This is a genomic window from Pseudomonas sp. MWU13-2100 (assembly GCF_023242365.1).
Classification (GTDB): domain Bacteria; phylum Pseudomonadota; class Gammaproteobacteria; order Pseudomonadales; family Pseudomonadaceae; genus Aquipseudomonas.
Genome location: NZ_JALLIX010000014.1, coordinates 20,312 through 35,397 on the forward strand (window position 1 = coordinate 20,312; position 15,086 = coordinate 35,397).

General features: G+C 63.1%; 16 protein-coding genes. 7 read left to right on the plus strand and 9 right to left on the minus strand.

What is annotated here, in order from left to right; genetic code table 11:
- Positions 1-15 precede the first annotated feature (15 nt).
- Genes rbsD through M5B99_RS12085 form a run of 6 tightly spaced genes read right to left on the minus strand, consistent with a single transcriptional unit; the run spans position 16 to position 5,927 of the window.
- Positions 16-420, minus strand: a complete 405-nt coding sequence (gene rbsD / locus M5B99_RS12060) for a D-ribose pyranase (protein WP_248804223.1) — start codon at positions 418-420, stop codon at positions 16-18.
- On the minus strand, positions 417-1,337 hold the full coding sequence (rbsK, locus tag M5B99_RS12065) for a ribokinase (RefSeq protein ID WP_248804224.1): 921 nt from the start codon (positions 1,335-1,337) through the stop codon (positions 417-419). Before rbsK ends, rbsD begins: the two co-directional genes overlap by 4 nt.
- A gap of 23 nt (positions 1,338-1,360) precedes the next feature.
- Positions 1,361-2,380, minus strand: a complete 1,020-nt coding sequence (locus M5B99_RS12070) for a LacI family DNA-binding transcriptional regulator (RefSeq protein WP_248804225.1) — start codon at positions 2,378-2,380, stop codon at positions 1,361-1,363.
- A gap of 3 nt (positions 2,381-2,383) precedes the next feature.
- A complete protein-coding gene (locus M5B99_RS12075; RefSeq protein WP_248804226.1) occupies positions 2,384-3,361 on the minus strand; it encodes an ABC transporter permease in 978 nt (325 codons plus the stop codon).
- On the minus strand, positions 3,358-4,911 hold the full coding sequence (locus M5B99_RS12080) for a sugar ABC transporter ATP-binding protein (protein ID WP_248804227.1): 1,554 nt from the start codon (positions 4,909-4,911) through the stop codon (positions 3,358-3,360). Before M5B99_RS12080 ends, M5B99_RS12075 begins: the two co-directional genes overlap by 4 nt.
- A 56-nt stretch (positions 4,912-4,967) precedes the next feature.
- Positions 4,968-5,927, minus strand: a complete 960-nt coding sequence (locus M5B99_RS12085) for a sugar ABC transporter substrate-binding protein (RefSeq protein WP_248804228.1) — start codon at positions 5,925-5,927, stop codon at positions 4,968-4,970.
- Positions 5,928-6,286: 359 nt separating this feature from the next.
- Between M5B99_RS12085 and M5B99_RS12090 the strand changes: the two genes are divergently transcribed.
- Entirely contained in the window at positions 6,287-6,559 is a 273-nt protein-coding gene (locus M5B99_RS12090) for a DUF1654 domain-containing protein (protein ID WP_248799973.1), read from the plus strand.
- Positions 6,560-6,563: 4 nt separating this feature from the next.
- Positions 6,564-7,253: an endonuclease gene (locus M5B99_RS12095; RefSeq protein ID WP_248804229.1), complete on the plus strand. Its 690-nt coding sequence runs from the start codon at positions 6,564-6,566 to the stop codon at positions 7,251-7,253.
- 199 nt (positions 7,254-7,452) lie between these two features.
- On the opposite strand, the gene M5B99_RS12100 is transcribed toward M5B99_RS12095, so the two are convergent.
- A complete protein-coding gene (locus M5B99_RS12100) occupies positions 7,453-7,833 on the minus strand; it encodes an SPOR domain-containing protein (protein ID WP_248804230.1) in 381 nt (126 codons plus the stop codon).
- 250 nt (positions 7,834-8,083) lie between these two features.
- On the opposite strand from M5B99_RS12100, the gene csrA reads away from it, so the two are divergent.
- Positions 8,084-8,275, plus strand: coding sequence for a carbon storage regulator CsrA (gene csrA, locus M5B99_RS12105; RefSeq protein WP_121132523.1), 192 nt, complete (start codon positions 8,084-8,086; stop codon positions 8,273-8,275).
- Positions 8,276-8,366: 91 nt separating this feature from the next.
- On the opposite strand, the gene bkdR is transcribed toward csrA, so the two are convergent.
- Complete coding sequence (gene bkdR / locus M5B99_RS12110) at positions 8,367-8,855, minus strand: Bkd operon transcriptional regulator BkdR (protein ID WP_177093589.1); 489 nt, start codon at positions 8,853-8,855, stop codon at positions 8,367-8,369.
- Positions 8,856-9,050: 195 nt separating this feature from the next.
- Between bkdR and M5B99_RS12115 the strand changes: the two genes are divergently transcribed.
- Genes M5B99_RS12115 through lpdA form a run of 4 tightly spaced genes read left to right on the plus strand, consistent with a single transcriptional unit; the run spans position 9,051 to position 14,017 of the window.
- Positions 9,051-10,286, plus strand: coding sequence for a 3-methyl-2-oxobutanoate dehydrogenase (2-methylpropanoyl-transferring) subunit alpha (locus M5B99_RS12115; protein ID WP_248804231.1), 1,236 nt, complete (start codon positions 9,051-9,053; stop codon positions 10,284-10,286).
- A gap of 3 nt (positions 10,287-10,289) precedes the next feature.
- The gene (locus tag M5B99_RS12120) at positions 10,290-11,345 is read left to right on the plus strand and encodes an alpha-ketoacid dehydrogenase subunit beta (RefSeq protein ID WP_248804232.1); all 1,056 of its coding nucleotides are present in this window, start codon (positions 10,290-10,292) and stop codon (positions 11,343-11,345) included.
- The gene (locus M5B99_RS12125; RefSeq protein WP_248804233.1) at positions 11,346-12,626 is read left to right on the plus strand and encodes a dihydrolipoamide acetyltransferase family protein; all 1,281 of its coding nucleotides are present in this window, start codon (positions 11,346-11,348) and stop codon (positions 12,624-12,626) included. It begins immediately after the preceding gene.
- 2 nt (positions 12,627-12,628) lie between these two features.
- Positions 12,629-14,017, plus strand: a complete 1,389-nt coding sequence (gene lpdA / locus M5B99_RS12130) for a dihydrolipoyl dehydrogenase (protein ID WP_248804234.1) — start codon at positions 12,629-12,631, stop codon at positions 14,015-14,017.
- Between the two features lie 227 nt (positions 14,018-14,244).
- On the opposite strand, the gene M5B99_RS12135 is transcribed toward lpdA, so the two are convergent.
- Positions 14,245-15,030 carry a class II aldolase/adducin family protein gene (locus tag M5B99_RS12135; RefSeq protein WP_248804235.1) on the minus strand — a complete coding sequence of 262 codons (786 nt, stop codon included), beginning with the start codon at positions 15,028-15,030 and terminating at the stop codon, positions 14,245-14,247.
- Positions 15,031-15,086 lie beyond the last annotated feature (56 nt).

The following is a 15,086-nucleotide window of genomic DNA, read 5'->3' on the forward strand; positions in this document are numbered from 1 at the left end:
GTGCGGGGAAGAAAGCTAGAAAGTAACGCCGGCCACCAGCACGACGTTGCAGTAGGGCTGGCATTCGCCGGTGCGGATCACCGCCCTGGCCTTGCAATTGAGCACTTTGAATTCTTCGTGGCTGAGCAGCCGGCGCTGCCCCAGGGCACCCTCGGCGGTCAGCACATCGAGCTGTTCCAGGGCCGGCGGACGCTTGAGCAGGATTTCCTCGGCCAGCACGTGGCTCTCCACCTGCATTTCGCTGAGTATCGTGCGCAAGGTGCTGACGAAGTCGGGAATCCCGTGGGTCAGGGCCAGGTCGATCAGTTCCACACCCGGCGGCACCGGCAGGCCGGCGTCGCCGATGACCAGCATGTCGCCGTGGCCCAGGGAGGCGATCAGGCGCGACAGGGCGATATTGAGCAGCGGTGTCTTTTTCATGGCGATTTGAAACCTTGAACGTCGGACAAGTGGGGAATGGAGGGTTGGGCACCGGCGCGGGTCACCGACAGCGCCGCCGCGACCTGGCCGAAGCGAATCGCCTCGACCTCGCTTTGTCCTTGGGCCAGCGCCGCGGCGAATCCGCCGACAAAGGTGTCGCCGGCCGCCGTGGTGTCGATAGCCTTGACCTTGGGCGCGGGGAAATGCGCGGAACCCTGGCTATCGGCGAACAACAAGCCCTGGGCGCCAAGGGTAACGATCACCTTCCCTGCCCCGGCGCCCATCAGTTGGCTCGCGGCCGCCTTGGCACTGTCCAGGGAGTCCACCGGCAGGCCGCTCAGGGCCGAGGCTTCGCTTTCATTCGGAATCAGGTAGTCGATCGAGGCGTACCAGTCGGCCGGCAGCGGCGCACTGGCCGGCGCCGGGTTGAGGATCACCGTCTTGCCCAGCTCGCGGCCGCGCTTGAGCGTGTAGCCGACGGTCTCCATCGGCACTTCCAACTGGCAGATGATCACATCCGCGTCCTGCAGCACCGCATCGAAGCCCTTGAGCACCTCGGGGGTGAGACAACCGTTGCCGCCGGCGACAATCACAATAGCGTTCTGGCTGTTGTCATCGACGACGATCAGCGCCACGCCACTGGACACGCCCGGGGCGACCGTGACCGCCTGGCAGTCGATGCCCTCCGCCAGCAGCGCAGCGCGCAGTTGCGCACCGTAGGCATCGTCACCGACGCAGCCGATCATTGACACCGTGGCACCCAGGCGCGCGGCCGCCACGGCCTGGTTCGCGCCCTTGCCGCCGGACACCGTGGCGAACGACCGGCCCACCAGGGTCTCCCCCGCTCGCGGCAAACGTTCGGCACGGGTGACCAGATCCATATTGAGGCTGCCCACCACCACTACTTTTGCTTGCATACATCAGTACCCATCAATTCGATTCAGCGGTATTGCGCAAACACGCCCGGCACCGGGGCCGTCGATTCGCGCAGGACAATACTTGGCGTCACGATCCGCCGGTCAACCGCCAGGAACGGCGAGGCAATTCGGTTCAAGAGCATTTCGGCCGCGGTTTCCCCCAGTTGGAGAATCGACTGGCCGACCGTGGTCAACGCCGGAAAAACATAACGGCTCATCTGGATATCGTCGAAGCCGATCACCGACAGCTCGCCGGGCACGCGAATATTGCGTTCCGCCGCGGCGCGCAGCACGCCGATGCCGAGCATGTCGTTACCGGCGAAGATCGCACTCGGCGGGTCCCGCTCCAGGAGCAAGGCCGCCGCCTGATAACCGCCGGTGCTGGTGAAATCGCTTTCCACCACCCAGCGCTCGGGCACCTGCACCGCGGCCTGTTCAAGAGCCCGCCGATAACCGGCCAGACGCATCTGCGCCACACTGGTGTCGGCCGGGCCGCCGATAAAGGCAATCGCCCGATGTCCCAGTTCCAGCAGGTGCCGGGTCGCCAGGTAGGCGCCCTCTTCGTGGTCGATGCGCACCAGGTCGGTTTCGATCCCGGCAATACCCCGGTCGACAATGACCATGGGCGTGCGCACCGCCGCCAAGCCGCCGGCAAAGCTGTCGTCGCCGCCGGTGGAGGCGACGATCAGGCCGTCGACCCGCTTCTCCAGCAGCACCCGCAGGTAGCTGCGCTGCTTGTCCGGGTCATCGTCGGAGTTGCAGAGGATCACGCAGTAGTTGTTGCGCTCGCAGTAATCCTCGATGCCCCGCGCCAGCTCGGCGAAGTACGGGTTGAGACTGTTGGGCACCAGCAGGCCGATGGTCGCGGTGGTCTTGGCTTTCAGCGAACGTGCCACGGCGCTGGGCACATAGTCGAGCTGGGCGATCGCCTCTTCGACTTTGAGCCGCACCTGTTCGCTGACCGGTCGCGTCTTGTTCAGCACATGGGACACCGTGGTGTACGAGATCCCGGCCAGCGCCGCCACATCCTTGATGGTTGCCATGGCTCAGGCCCGCCGACGGGCGCGTTGGCTGCGGTAGGTATCGAGTACCACCGCGATCACGATCACCGCGCCGGTGATGATGCGTTTGGTCGGCTCGGTGGCGCCGATCTGCGCCAGCCCCGCCGCCAGCACCGAGATGATCAGCACGCCGAAGAAGGTGCTGATCACCGAACCACGGCCGCCCATCAGGCTGGTGCCGCCGATCACCACGGCGGCGATCACTTGCAGCTCCAGGCCGGAACCGGCATTCGGGTCCGCCGCTTCCAGGCGCGAGATCTGGAACAGCGCGGCGACCCCGGCGAGCAGGCCCATCAGGCTGAACACCAGGATCTTGTAGGGCTTGGGATTGATCCCCGCCAGGCGCACCGCTTCCTCGTTGGTGCCGATGCCGATCAGGTAACGGCCGAACACGGTCCGCGTCAGCACCAACTGGGCGACGATGATCACCAGCAAGGCGATGATGAACGACGGCGAAATGCCAAAGGCCACCGGGTTCGACAACCAGGCGAACGAATCGCCGATATAGGCGGTGCGCGAGCCGGTCATCTGGTAGGCCAGGCCTCGGGCCATTTCCAGCACGCCGAGGGACACGATAAACGACGGAATGCGCCAGGCCACGGTGATCGAACCGGTCACGGTGCCGGCCAGCGCCGCGCAGCCCATGCCCAGTACCGAGGCCGGCAACACGCCCCAGCCCCAGCCGAGGATCGCCACGCTGACCGCCGAAGCCGCCAGGGCCAGGACCGAGCCCACCGACAGGTCGATGCCGCCGATAATCAGCACGAAGGTCATGCCCACCGCCAGCACCATCAGGTCGGGAATCTGGTTGGCCAAGGTGCTGAAGGTGTCATAGGAAAGGAAATGACTGCTCAGGCTGGAAAACAGGATGATCATGGCGAGCAAGGCGCCCGCCAGGCCCAGGTAGGTGCCCAGGCCATAAAAGTGACGTGAGGTCTTGCCGGCGGAAGGTGCAGTTTTCATAGGGTATTCCTGGGCGCCGCTTCGTGGAGCAGCGCATCACGTTTTTGGTAGCCGGCGAACGCGGCGGCAAGCAACTCATCCTGGGTCCAGCTATCACGCTCGAAGGTCTCGATCAGGCGTCCGGCCGAGAGCACACCGATGCGATCGCAGATCAGCATCAGCTCGCGCAGGTCGCTGGACACCACCACCAGTGCCTTGCCCTGGCGGGTCAGTTCGCCCAGCAAGGCATAGATATCGAACTTGGCGCCGACGTCGATCCCGCGGGTCGGTTCATCGAACAGCAGCACCGCGCAGTCGCGCTCCAGCCAACGGCCGATCACCACCTTCTGCTGGTTGCCGCCGGACAGCTCGCAGACCAATTGGTCGGGACTGGAACTGCGAATGCGCATGGCATCGATCTGACGCTGCGCCAGCGCCGACTCGTCACGCCCGTTGACCAGGCCGGCGCTGGAAATCGCCGGCATATTGCCCAGGGCGATATTGGCGCTGATCGATTGCGTCAGCAGCAGCCCCTCACCCTTGCGGTCTTCGGTGATCAGGGCGATGCCATGGCGCACCGCATCGACCGGCGAACGGATGTCCGCGACCTTGGCCGGTGAGCCGAGGGCCACCGTGCCGCTGTCGGCGATATCCGCGCCGTAGATCAGCCGCAACAGCTCGGTGCGACCGGCACCGATCAGGCCGGAAATGCCGAAGATCTCACCGGCACGCACTTCGAAGGAAACGTCGAGTACCTTGTCCGCGCGGCTCAGGCCCTTGACGGTCAGGGCCGGCGCGCCAATCGTGCGCACGCCCATGTCCATATGCTCGCCCAGCTCGCGGCCGACCATCAGGTTGACCAGTTGCTCGCTGTTGTAGTTGGCCATCGGCTCGACGCAGACCAGGTTGCCGTCGCGCAACACCGCGATGCGCTGGGCGACCCGGGCCAGTTCTTCGAGCCGGTGGGAGATATAGATGATCGCCACGCCACGGGCTTGCAGGCGGCTGATCTGGTCGAAGAGCATTTCGACTTCGCGGGCGGTGAGCATCGCGGTCGGTTCATCGAGAATCAGCACATGGCAATCGCCGATCAGGTTGCGGGCGATTTCCACCATCTGCTGGTGACCGATGCCCAACTCGCCAACCAGGGTGTCCGGGTCGATGGCATCCAGGCCGACCTGGGCCATGGCTTCGATGGCGGCGCTGCGCAACTGCTTGCGGCTGATCCAGCCACCGTGGCTGGGCAGGTTGTCGAGAAACAGGTTTTCCGCCACGGACAACGTCGGCAGCAGATTGAGTTCCTGCATGACCATGCGGATGCCCAGCTCTTCAGCCTGGGTCCGGCTGCCCGGGGTATAGGCGCGACCGTTGAACAGCATCTGCCCGGTGGTCGGCGTGACCAGCCCGCCGATGATCTTCGACAGGGTGCTTTTGCCAGCACCGTTTTCGCCGGTCAGCGCCAACACTTCGCCGCGCAGCAACGTCAGGTCGATGTTGCTGAGGACAGGTTGCGCGTAGGTCTTGCCGATACCGCTGACCGACAGGACAGCGTTCGGAGCGGAAGATGACATAGGAAAGTCTCCATGCGCCCGCTCAGGACGAGCGGGCACGTTGAACGGCGAGAGGTTTACTTCTTGAGTACCAGCTCGACCGGGGTTTCGATCACACCGTCCTTGCTGTCGACTTTTTCGCCCTTGATGATTTTCAGTGCGGTTTCGATGCCGAACACCGCCTGCTTGGCGGCGAACTGGTCGGCAGTGGCGAGCACGCGACCGTCCTGGAGCATCGGTTTGATGGCATTGATATTGTCATAGCCGACCACTTGCACCTTGCCGGCCTTGCCCGCCGAACGCACGGCGGAGACAGCGCCCAGGGCCATGCTGTCGTTGCCGGCGAGCAGCGCCTTGAGGTTCGGGTATTCGTTGAGCATCGCCGAGGCGACCGCATTGCCCTTGTCGATCTCCCAATCGCCGGACTGCACGGAAACGATTTTCATGTCCGCGGCTTTCATCGCGTCGGTGAAACCGGCGGTGCGCATCTGGGCGTTGGTGGTGGTGGACACACCTTCGATGATCCCAACCTCGTCACCGGCTTTCAGTTGCTTGGCCAGGTACTCGCCGACCAGGCGTGCGCCCTTGCGGTTGTCAGGCCCTACGAACGGCACTTCGATGCCCTTGCTTTTCAGCACGCCGGCATCGAGCTGGTTGTCGATGTTGACAACGACAATCCCGGCATCCTTGGCTTTCTTGATCACCGAGACCATGGCCTTGGAGTCGGCCGGGGCAATCACGATGGCGTTGACCTTGGAGACGATCATCTGGTTGACGATGTCGATCTGCGCGGTGGTGTCGGTTTCGTTCTTGATGCCGTTGGAGATCAGGTCGAAGTCGCCGGTGTGGGTTTTCTGGTAGTCCTTGGCGCCGTCTTCCATGGTGCGAAAGAACTCGTTGGCGAGGGATTTCATCACCAGGCCGACCTTGGGTTTGGCGGCGGCGTCGGCCGCGAAGGCCTGGGACAGCGGCAGGGTGGCAGAAGCGGCGGCAAGTACGGCGACAGCAAGAAGGCGTCCAGCGAATGGCAACTTCATGGGGTTTACTCCGGATCTTATGATTGTTGTGAGCAACGCCAGGAGCGTGACGGGAAATGCGTGTGCACAGCCCTGGAAACGGTTCGCGCAAACGTTTGCGTAATCCAACTATGCGAATCTTGTGCAGATTTGTCAACGGTCTGTCACAGCATAGCCGCCGGTCTTACAAACAAGACGTCCTCGACCGGGTCGGGCAAGGACTTCCCTGGCGTCGGCCCCCCGCCGCCGCCGCCATACTGCGCATCTCACTGTAAAACCTAATAATTTCTCGATTGGCGGGCACCAAATCGCAAAAAGCGCTGTCAGAAGCACCTCACCATTCCCTGACAGTTGCGAAATGGCTTACAGTTAAATACTGTATGCACGTACAGCTAATTGAGGATTGTTCCGTGGCCAACTCAACTTCCGCCGCTCCCAGCACCTACGAACGCATGGGCCTGCGCGTCCAGAAGATCATCAACTCGCCGAACGCCCAGAAAGCCAAGGCCGCCCTGCTCTTTCGGCTGCCGGACGAACCGGTGGACGAGTGGGAGCAACTGCTCGAGGAAATTGCCGAGAACGACAACGTCACGCTGGCCTACCGCGACGACGGTGGCATACAGATTTTCTGGGTTGTGCCGAAGGAAGACTGAACCAATGATTGTCCGCTTTATCGCCTTGCTGTGTTTTTTCTGTGTTTTGCCGGCCCAGGCCGATGCGCCCCGCACCTTCGCCGAAGCCAAGAAAGTCGCCTGGAAGCTCTATGCGCCGCAGTCCACCGAATTTTATTGCGGTTGCAAATACAACGGTAACCGGGTCGACCTGCAGTCCTGCGGGTATGTGCCGCGCAAGAATGCCCAGCGGGCGGCGCGTATCGAGTGGGAGCACATTGTCCCGGCCTGGCAGATCGGCCATCAGCGCCAGTGCTGGCAACAGGGCGGACGCAAGAACTGCAGCCAACACGACACGACCTACAAGAAGGCCGAGGCCGACCTGCACAACCTGGTGCCGAGCATCGGCGAGGTCAACGGCGACCGCAGCAACTTCAGTTTCGGCTGGTTGCCGGTACAGAAGGGCCAATACGGTTCCTGCCTGACCCAGGTCGACTTCAAGGCCAAGAAGGTCATGCCGCGCCCGTCGATTCGCGGGATGATCGCGCGGACCTATTTCTACATGAGCAAGCAGTACGGCCTGCGCCTGTCGAGACAGGATCGGCAACTGTACGAGGCCTGGAACAAGACTTATCCGGTTCAGGCCTGGGAACGCCAGCGCAACCAGAGCGTGGCCTGCGTCATGGGGCACGGCAACGGCTTTGTCGGGCCGGTGAACCTCAAGGCTTGCGGTTGAAGAGGCCCTGAGAATGCGATTCCCAGGGGAGAACGCGGTCCCTGTGGGAGCGGTGCTTGCCCGCGAAGCTTTTAGTGTTCTCACGGGCCTCTTCGCGAGCAAGCTCGGCTCCCACAGGGATCGCGGGTAATCTCGGCTCCCACAGGAACCGCGGGTAAGCTCTGCTCCCTCAGGGATCGCGACAAGCCCTGCTACAGGCTCAATAGCCCGGCGCGGGCGCGGCGTTATTTTGCGCCGAGTTGTCTGCCGGCACCTTGTGCTCCACCACCTCGGAATCCATGTTCTGCTTGTCGGCCAACTGCGCCTTTTTCTGCTCGGCAATCTCCCGGCTCGCGAACGGTCCGGCAATGACCTTGCCGTCATCGAGGATCTTGAACGGATAACCATGCTCGATCAGCCAGGCCGTCCAGTCAGTGAGGGCCTTGGTCTTGTCATCCTTGATCAGCAGGTCCCAGCCGGTAGCCGGCACCGCCGCCGCTACTGGCGTCGCAGCCACTTTCGCCGGCTCGACCTTGTGTCCCGAGCCATCTCCACAACCAGCCAGCACCACGAGTGCCACCATCACTGCTATTCTGCGCACAAAGCGTCTCCCGTAATGATCAGTTAATGTGATTTTATCACCTTGCAGCCTGTCTTAACCTTGTTCCACTGGCTGTGGCGGTCTTATCAGGCTGAATTACCGACGATTTTCCGACCCTGGGGAATTAAATAGAATGAAATGACGTCTGTAATGAACCACCCATTCGGATGCACTTAGCGGTATTCTGTGTGTAAGACCTAAGCCAGGAATGCCTGAGAAAGGCGCCTTAGTAACATTCAAGGAGAAAGACATGCTGATACTCACCCGCAAAGTCGGTGAAAGCATCAACATCGGTGACGACATCACGATCACGATTCTGGGCGTTAGCGGCCAGCAAGTCCGGATAGGCATCAATGCCCCGAAGGACGTAGCCGTGCATCGTGAAGAGATTTACCAGCGCATCCAAGCCGGCCTGACTGCCGGTGACAAAGAGCCAAAGTAAAGCTGCATCCTCGTCAGCCCGCCGTTTTCAGGGTCGCGGCTGACGAAAGCTCCCCCCTCTCCTTGCTGCTCGCTCAACACCCGCCACTTTCTCAACTCCCCAAGGTCAGACCGCCCGCCGGCAACGGCAGCGCCGTCTTGTAACGCACCTGCTTGAGGGCAAAGCTCGAGCGGATGTTCGCCACCCCCGGTACCTTGGTCAGAAAATCCATCATGAAGCGCTCCAGTGACTGGATCGTCGGCACCAGCACACGGATCAGATAGTCCGGGTCCCCGGCCATCAGGTAGCACTCCATCACTTCCGGCCGATCGGCAATCGCCGCCTCGAAATGCTGCAACGCCTCTTCCACCTGTTTTTCCAGGCTGACATGGATGAACACGTTGACGTGCAGGCCGAGCAACTCCGGATCGAGCAAGGTCACCTGCTCGCGAATCAACCCCAGTTCTTCCATGGCCTTGACCCGGTTGAAGCATGGCGTCGGCGACAGGTTGACCGAACGGGCGAGGTCGGCGTTGGTAATGCGGGCATTCTCCTGAAGGCTGTTGAGAATCCCGATATCGGTGCGATCCAGTTTGCGCATGAGATAAAAACACCTGATTTTTATGGTTATGCAGATTTTTTATCTGCAAATCGTCTTAAGCGCAATGAAACAGAGAGAAATATTCTTCTTCGTCCGGCCTATGATTGTTGTAGGACAAGATTTCCCTTACCCAGGGAATGATTGCCAGCTCGCGCGCCCACTACAAGAAATTCACAAGATAGAGCGTAGAAAGCCATGACCCCAGCGTACGAACCGCTGCGCCTGCACGTTCCTGAACCTTCAGGCCGTCCCGGTTGCAAGACCGACTTCAGTTACCTGCACCTGACCGATGCCGGCCAGGTCCGCAAACCCCCGATCGACGTCGAACCCGCCGACACCGCCGACCTGGCCAAGGGCCTGATCCGCGTGCTCGACAACCAGGGCCAGGCGCTTGGCCCCTGGGCCGAAGGCGTGCCGGTGGCGATCCTGCGCCAGGGCATGCGCGCCATGCTCAAGACCCGCATCTTCGACACGCGCATGGTGGTTGCCCAGCGCCAGAAAAAAATGTCGTTCTATATGCAGAGCCTCGGCGAGGAAGCTATCGGCAGCGCCCAGGCCATGGCCCTGAACCTCGACGACATGTGCTTCCCCACCTACCGCCAGCAAAGCATCCTGATGGCCCGGAACGTGCCGCTGGTGGACATGATCTGCCAACTGCTGTCCAACGAACACGATCCGCTCAAGGGCCGGCAACTGCCGATCATGTACTCGGTGCGCGACCATGGCTTCTTCACCATTTCCGGCAACCTGGCCACCCAGTTCGTCCAGGCCGTCGGCTGGGGCATGGCCTCGGCGATCAAGGGCGATACCAAGATCGCTTCGGCCTGGATCGGCGACGGCGCCACCGCCGAGTCGGACTTCCACACCGCCCTGACCTTCGCCCACGTCTACCGCGCCCCGGTGATCCTCAACGTGGTCAACAACCAGTGGGCAATCTCCACCTTCCAGGCCATCGCCGGCGGTGAAGCCACCACCTTCGCCGGACGTGGCGTGGGCTGCGGCATCGCCTCGCTGCGGGTCGACGGCAACGATTTCATCGCCGTCTACGCCGCTTCCGCCTGGGCCGCCGAACGCGCCCGGCGCAACCTCGGGCCGACCCTGATCGAGTGGGTCACCTACCGCGCCGGCCCGCACTCCACCTCCGACGATCCGTCCAAGTACCGTCCCGCCGACGACTGGAGCCACTTCCCCCTCGGCGACCCGATCATGCGCCTCAAGCAGCACCTGATCGCCATCGGCCAGTGGTCCGAAGAGGAACATGCCGCTGTCAGCGCCGAACTGGAAGCCGAGATCATCGCCGCGCAGAAGGAGGCCGAACAGTTCGGCACCCTGGCCGGCGGGCAGATGCCCAGCGCCGCGACCATCTTTGAGGACGTCTACAAGGACATGCCCGAGCACTTGCGCCGGCAGCGTCAGGAATTGGGGTTATAAGCCATGAACGATCACAGCAAACTGCAAACGGAGAACGCCGTGGCCACCAGCACCATGACCATGATCCAGGCCCTGCGCTCGGCCATGGATGTGATGCTTGAGCGCGATAGCAACGTGGTGGTGTTCGGCCAGGACGTCGGTTACTTCGGCGGCGTATTCCGCTGCACCGAAGGCCTGCAGAGCAAGTACGGCACCTCGCGGGTGTTTGACGCCCCGATCTCGGAAAGCGGCATCGTCGGCGTCGCCGTCGGCATGGGCGCCTATGGCCTGCGCCCGGTGGCGGAAATCCAGTTCGCCGACTACTTCTACCCGGCCTCCGACCAGATCGTCTCGGAAGCGGCGCGGATACGCTACCGCTCCGCCGGCGAGTTCACCGTACCGATGACCCTGCGCATGCCTTGCGGCGGCGGCATCTATGGCGGCCAGACCCACAGCCAGAGCCCGGAGGCGATGTTCACGCAGGTCTGCGGGCTGCGCACGGTGATGCCGTCCAACCCCTACGACGCCAAGGGTCTGCTGATCGCTTCCATCGAGAACGATGACCCGGTGATCTTTCTCGAACCCAAGCGCCTGTACAACGGCCCGTTCGACGGTCACCACGAGCGTCCGGTAACCCCCTGGTCCAAGCACCCGGCCAGCGCCGTGCCCGAGGGTTACTACACCGTGCCGCTGGACTGCGCCGCCATTGTCCGTCCAGGCAGTGAGGTGACCATCCTCACCTACGGCACCACCGTTTATGTGGCCCAGGCCGCCGCCGAGGAAACCGGGGTCGACGCCGAAGTCATCGACTTGCGCAGCCTCTGGCCGCTGGACCTGGAAACCATCGTCAACTCCGTGAAGAAAACCCGTCGTTGTGTCGTCGTCCACGAAGCCACCCGCACCTGCGGCTTCGGCGCCGAGCTGATCGCCCTGGTCCAGGAGCATTGCTTCCATTACCTGGAAGCGCCGATCGAGCGCGTCACCGGTTGGGACACGCCCTACCCCCACGCACAGGAATGGGCTTATTTCCCAGGTCCGGTACGCGTCGGTGCGGCCTTGAAACGGGTCATGGAGGTCTGAATGGGTACTCATATCATCAAGATGCCGGATATCGGTGAAGGCATCGCCGAAGTCGAACTGTCGCAATGGCACGTCAAGGTCGGTGACCTGGTGGTCGAAGACCAGGTGCTGGCGGACGTCATGACCGACAAGGCCATGGTCGATATCCCCTCGCCGGTCCACGGCAAGGTGATTGCCCTGGGCGGCGTGCCCGGTGAAGTCATGGCGGTCGGCAGCGTGCTGATCAGCATTGAGGTGGAAGGCGCCGGCAACCTGCGCGAAGGCGCTGAAGCGCCGGCAGCGAAAGCAGCGCCGGCGGCCGTCGTGGAAAAGCCGGTTGCCGAACCTGAAGCCGCGAGCACGCCCGTCGCCAGACCCGCGTCGACCAAGGCCGCCGTGCCGCGCCCGGCCCCGGTGGCCCGTGCCGCCGACGAACGTCCGCTGGCCTCTCCCGCCGTGCGCAAGCGCGCCTGGGATGCCGGGATCGAACTGCGTTTCGTCCACGGCAGCGGCCCGGCCGGGCGCATTCTGCACGATGACCTCGACGCTTACCTGGCTCAATCCGAGCAACCGGCTCCAGCGGTCGCCAGCTATGCCAAGCGCACCGACGAACAGCAGATCCCGGTGATCGGCCTGCGCCGCAAGATCGCCCAGCGCATGCAGGACGCCAAGCGTCGCGCCGCACACTTCAGCTATGTCGAGGAAGTGGATGTCACCGCCCTGGAAGAGCTGCGGGTGCACCTGAACCACAAGTACGGCGACAGCCGCGGCAAACTGACCCTGCTGCCGTTCCTGGTACGGGCGATGGTCGTGGCGCTGCGGGATTTCCCGCAGATCAACGTGCGCTATGACGACGAGGCCCAGGTCATCACCCGCCATGGCGCGGTGCATGTCGGGGTGGCCGCGCAGACCGACGGCGGCCTGATGGTGCCGGTGGTGCGCCACGCCGAGAGCCTCAACCTGTGGGGCACTTCGGACGAGATCAACCGCCTGGCCCAGGCCGCCCGTAGCGGCAAGGCCAGTCGCGAGGAGATGTCCGGCTCGACCATCACCCTGACCAGTCTCGGGGCGTTGGGCGGGATTGTCAGCACGCCGGTGCTGAACCTGCCGGAAGTGGCCATTGTCGGGGTCAACCGCATTGTCGAGCGGCCCGTGGTCATCAAGGGTCAGATCGTCATCCGCAAGATGATGAACCTGTCCAGTTCCTTCGATCACCGCGTGGTCGACGGCATGGACGCGGCCCAATTCATCCAGGCCATTCGCGGCTTGCTCGAACAACCCGCCAGCCTGTTTGTGGAGTGATCATGCAACAGACCCAAAACACCACGCTGTTGATCATCGGCGGCGGCCCCGGCGGTTATGTCGCGGCGATTCGTGCCGGCCAGTTGGGCATTCCCACCGTGCTGGTGGAAGGCCAGGCGCTGGGCGGCACCTGCCTGAACGTCGGCTGCATTCCGTCCAAGGCGCTGATTCATGTCGCCGAGCAGTTCCATACCACCCGAAGCTACAGTGGCGGCACCTCGCCGCTGGGGATCAAGGTGTCGGCACCGACCCTGGATATCGGCAAGAGCGTCGAGTGGAAGGACGCGATTGTCGACCGCCTGACCAGCGGCGTCGCCGCGTTGTTGAAGAAGAACGGGGTCAAGGTGATCCATGGCTGGGCCAACGTCATCGACGGCAAACATGTCGAGGTCGACGGCCTGCGTATCCAGTGCGAGCACCTGCTGCTGGCCAGCGGTTCGCAGACGGTGAACCTGCCGATGCTGCCGCTCGGCGGGCCGATCATTTCCTCCACTGAAGCCCTGGCGCCGACTTCGATTCCCAAGCGCCTGACCGTGGTCGGCGCCGGCTATATCGGCCTGGAGCTGGGGATTGCCTACCGCAAGCTGGGGGCCGAGGTCACGGTGGTCGAGGCGCGCGAGCGGATCCTGCCGACCTATGACCGCGAGTTGACCCAGCCGGTGGCCGAGTCGATCAAGGCCCTGGGTATTACCGTGCATCTGGGGCATAGCGTCGAGAGCTTCGATGCGGCGTCAAGCACCTTGTCGGTGCGCGATCCCCAGGGTGAAACCCTGCAACTGGTAACCGACCAGGTGCTGGTGGCCGTAGGGCGCAAGCCACGGACCCAGGGCTGGAACCTTGAAGCCCTGGCATTGGACATGAACGGCGCGGCGATCAAGATCGACAACCGTTGCCAGACCAGCATGCGCAATGTCTGGGCCATCGGCGACCTGACCGGCGAACCGATGCTGGCGCACCGGGCCATGGCCCAGGGCGAGATGGTTGCCGAGCTGATTGCCGGGCAGCATCGTGAATTCAATCCGACGGCGATTGCGGCGGTGTGCTTTACCGATCCGGAGTTGGTGGTGGTCGGTAAAACCCCGGATGAAGCCAAGGCCGCCGGGCTGGATTGCCTGGTCTCGAGCTTCCCGTTTGCCGCCAACGGGCGGGCCATGACCCTGGAATCGAAAAGCGGTTTCGTCCGGGTGGTGGCGCGGCGTGACAATCATCTGATCGTCGGCTGGCAGGCGGTGGGGGCCGGGGTGTCGGAACTGGCGGCGGCGTTCGGGCAATCCCTGGAAATGGGTGCCTGCCTGGAAGATATCGCCGGGACCATCCATGCCCATCCGACCCTGGGTGAAGCGGTGCAGGAAGCGGCGCTGCGGGCGTTGGGGCATGCGTTGCACCTCTAGGCACCGCTGATCCATGGGTTGAACACGGACACTGTGGGAGCGGAGCTTGCCCGCGAAGAACGATAACGCGGTGTATCTGCTGCTCCGCGTGTCCTCGAGATTCGCGGGCAAGCTCCGCTCCCACAAAAGCAGGGCCCGCGTCCTCCCACAAAAGCAGGGCCCGCGTCCTCCCACAAAAGCCCGGCCCGCGTCCTCCCACATAAAACGGGTCCGAGCCCCTCCAAGCGTCAGTCCCGGTAGTCCGGGGCCACCCGATCCAGCAAGCGCAACATCGCCGCCCACGCCAATCCCATGGCACCCGGGTCGCTCAACTGCCCCTCCTCCACCGGCCGGCCCGGGTCATTGAACTGGCGCTCGGTATGGGCGCACACCGCGTCCGACGGCAACACCAGCTCCCCGCACGCCTGGGCCGCGATCTGGATCTCGCAGGCTTTCTCCAGGTAATACATGCGGAAAAACGCCTGGGCCACACTCTCGCCCACCGTCAACAAACCATGGTTGCGCAACAGCATCACCGACTTGTCGCCCAAGTCGCGCACCAGGCGCGCCTGCTCGTCCAGGTCCAGCGCCACGCCTTCATAGTCGTGATAAGCCGTGCGCCCGAAGAACTCCATGGACATCTGGTTCACCGGCAACAACCCGCACTTGAGCGCCGCCACCGCGCAACCCGCGCGGGTATGGGTGTGCAGCACGCATTGCGCATCCGCACGGGCGCCATGAATCGCACTGTGAATCACAAACCCGGCCGGATTCACCGGATACGGCGAATCCTCTACCGCCCGGCCGTCCAGGCCGATTTTCACCAGGCTCGACGCAGTGATTTCCTCGAACATCAGCCCATAGGGGTTGATCAGAAAATGATGCTCGGGCCCCGGCAAACGCAGGGATATATGGGTGAAGATCAAGTCGGTCATGCGAAAGTGCGCGATCAACCGGTAACAGGCCGCCAGTTGCTCGCGCAATTGACGCTCGATGGCCACCGGTGCGGCAGCGGTGTGCAGAAGGTCGTTCAAGCGGATGACTCCCTCAGGCAGATAGATCGAATCATACAACTGCTGTGCCAGAAAGG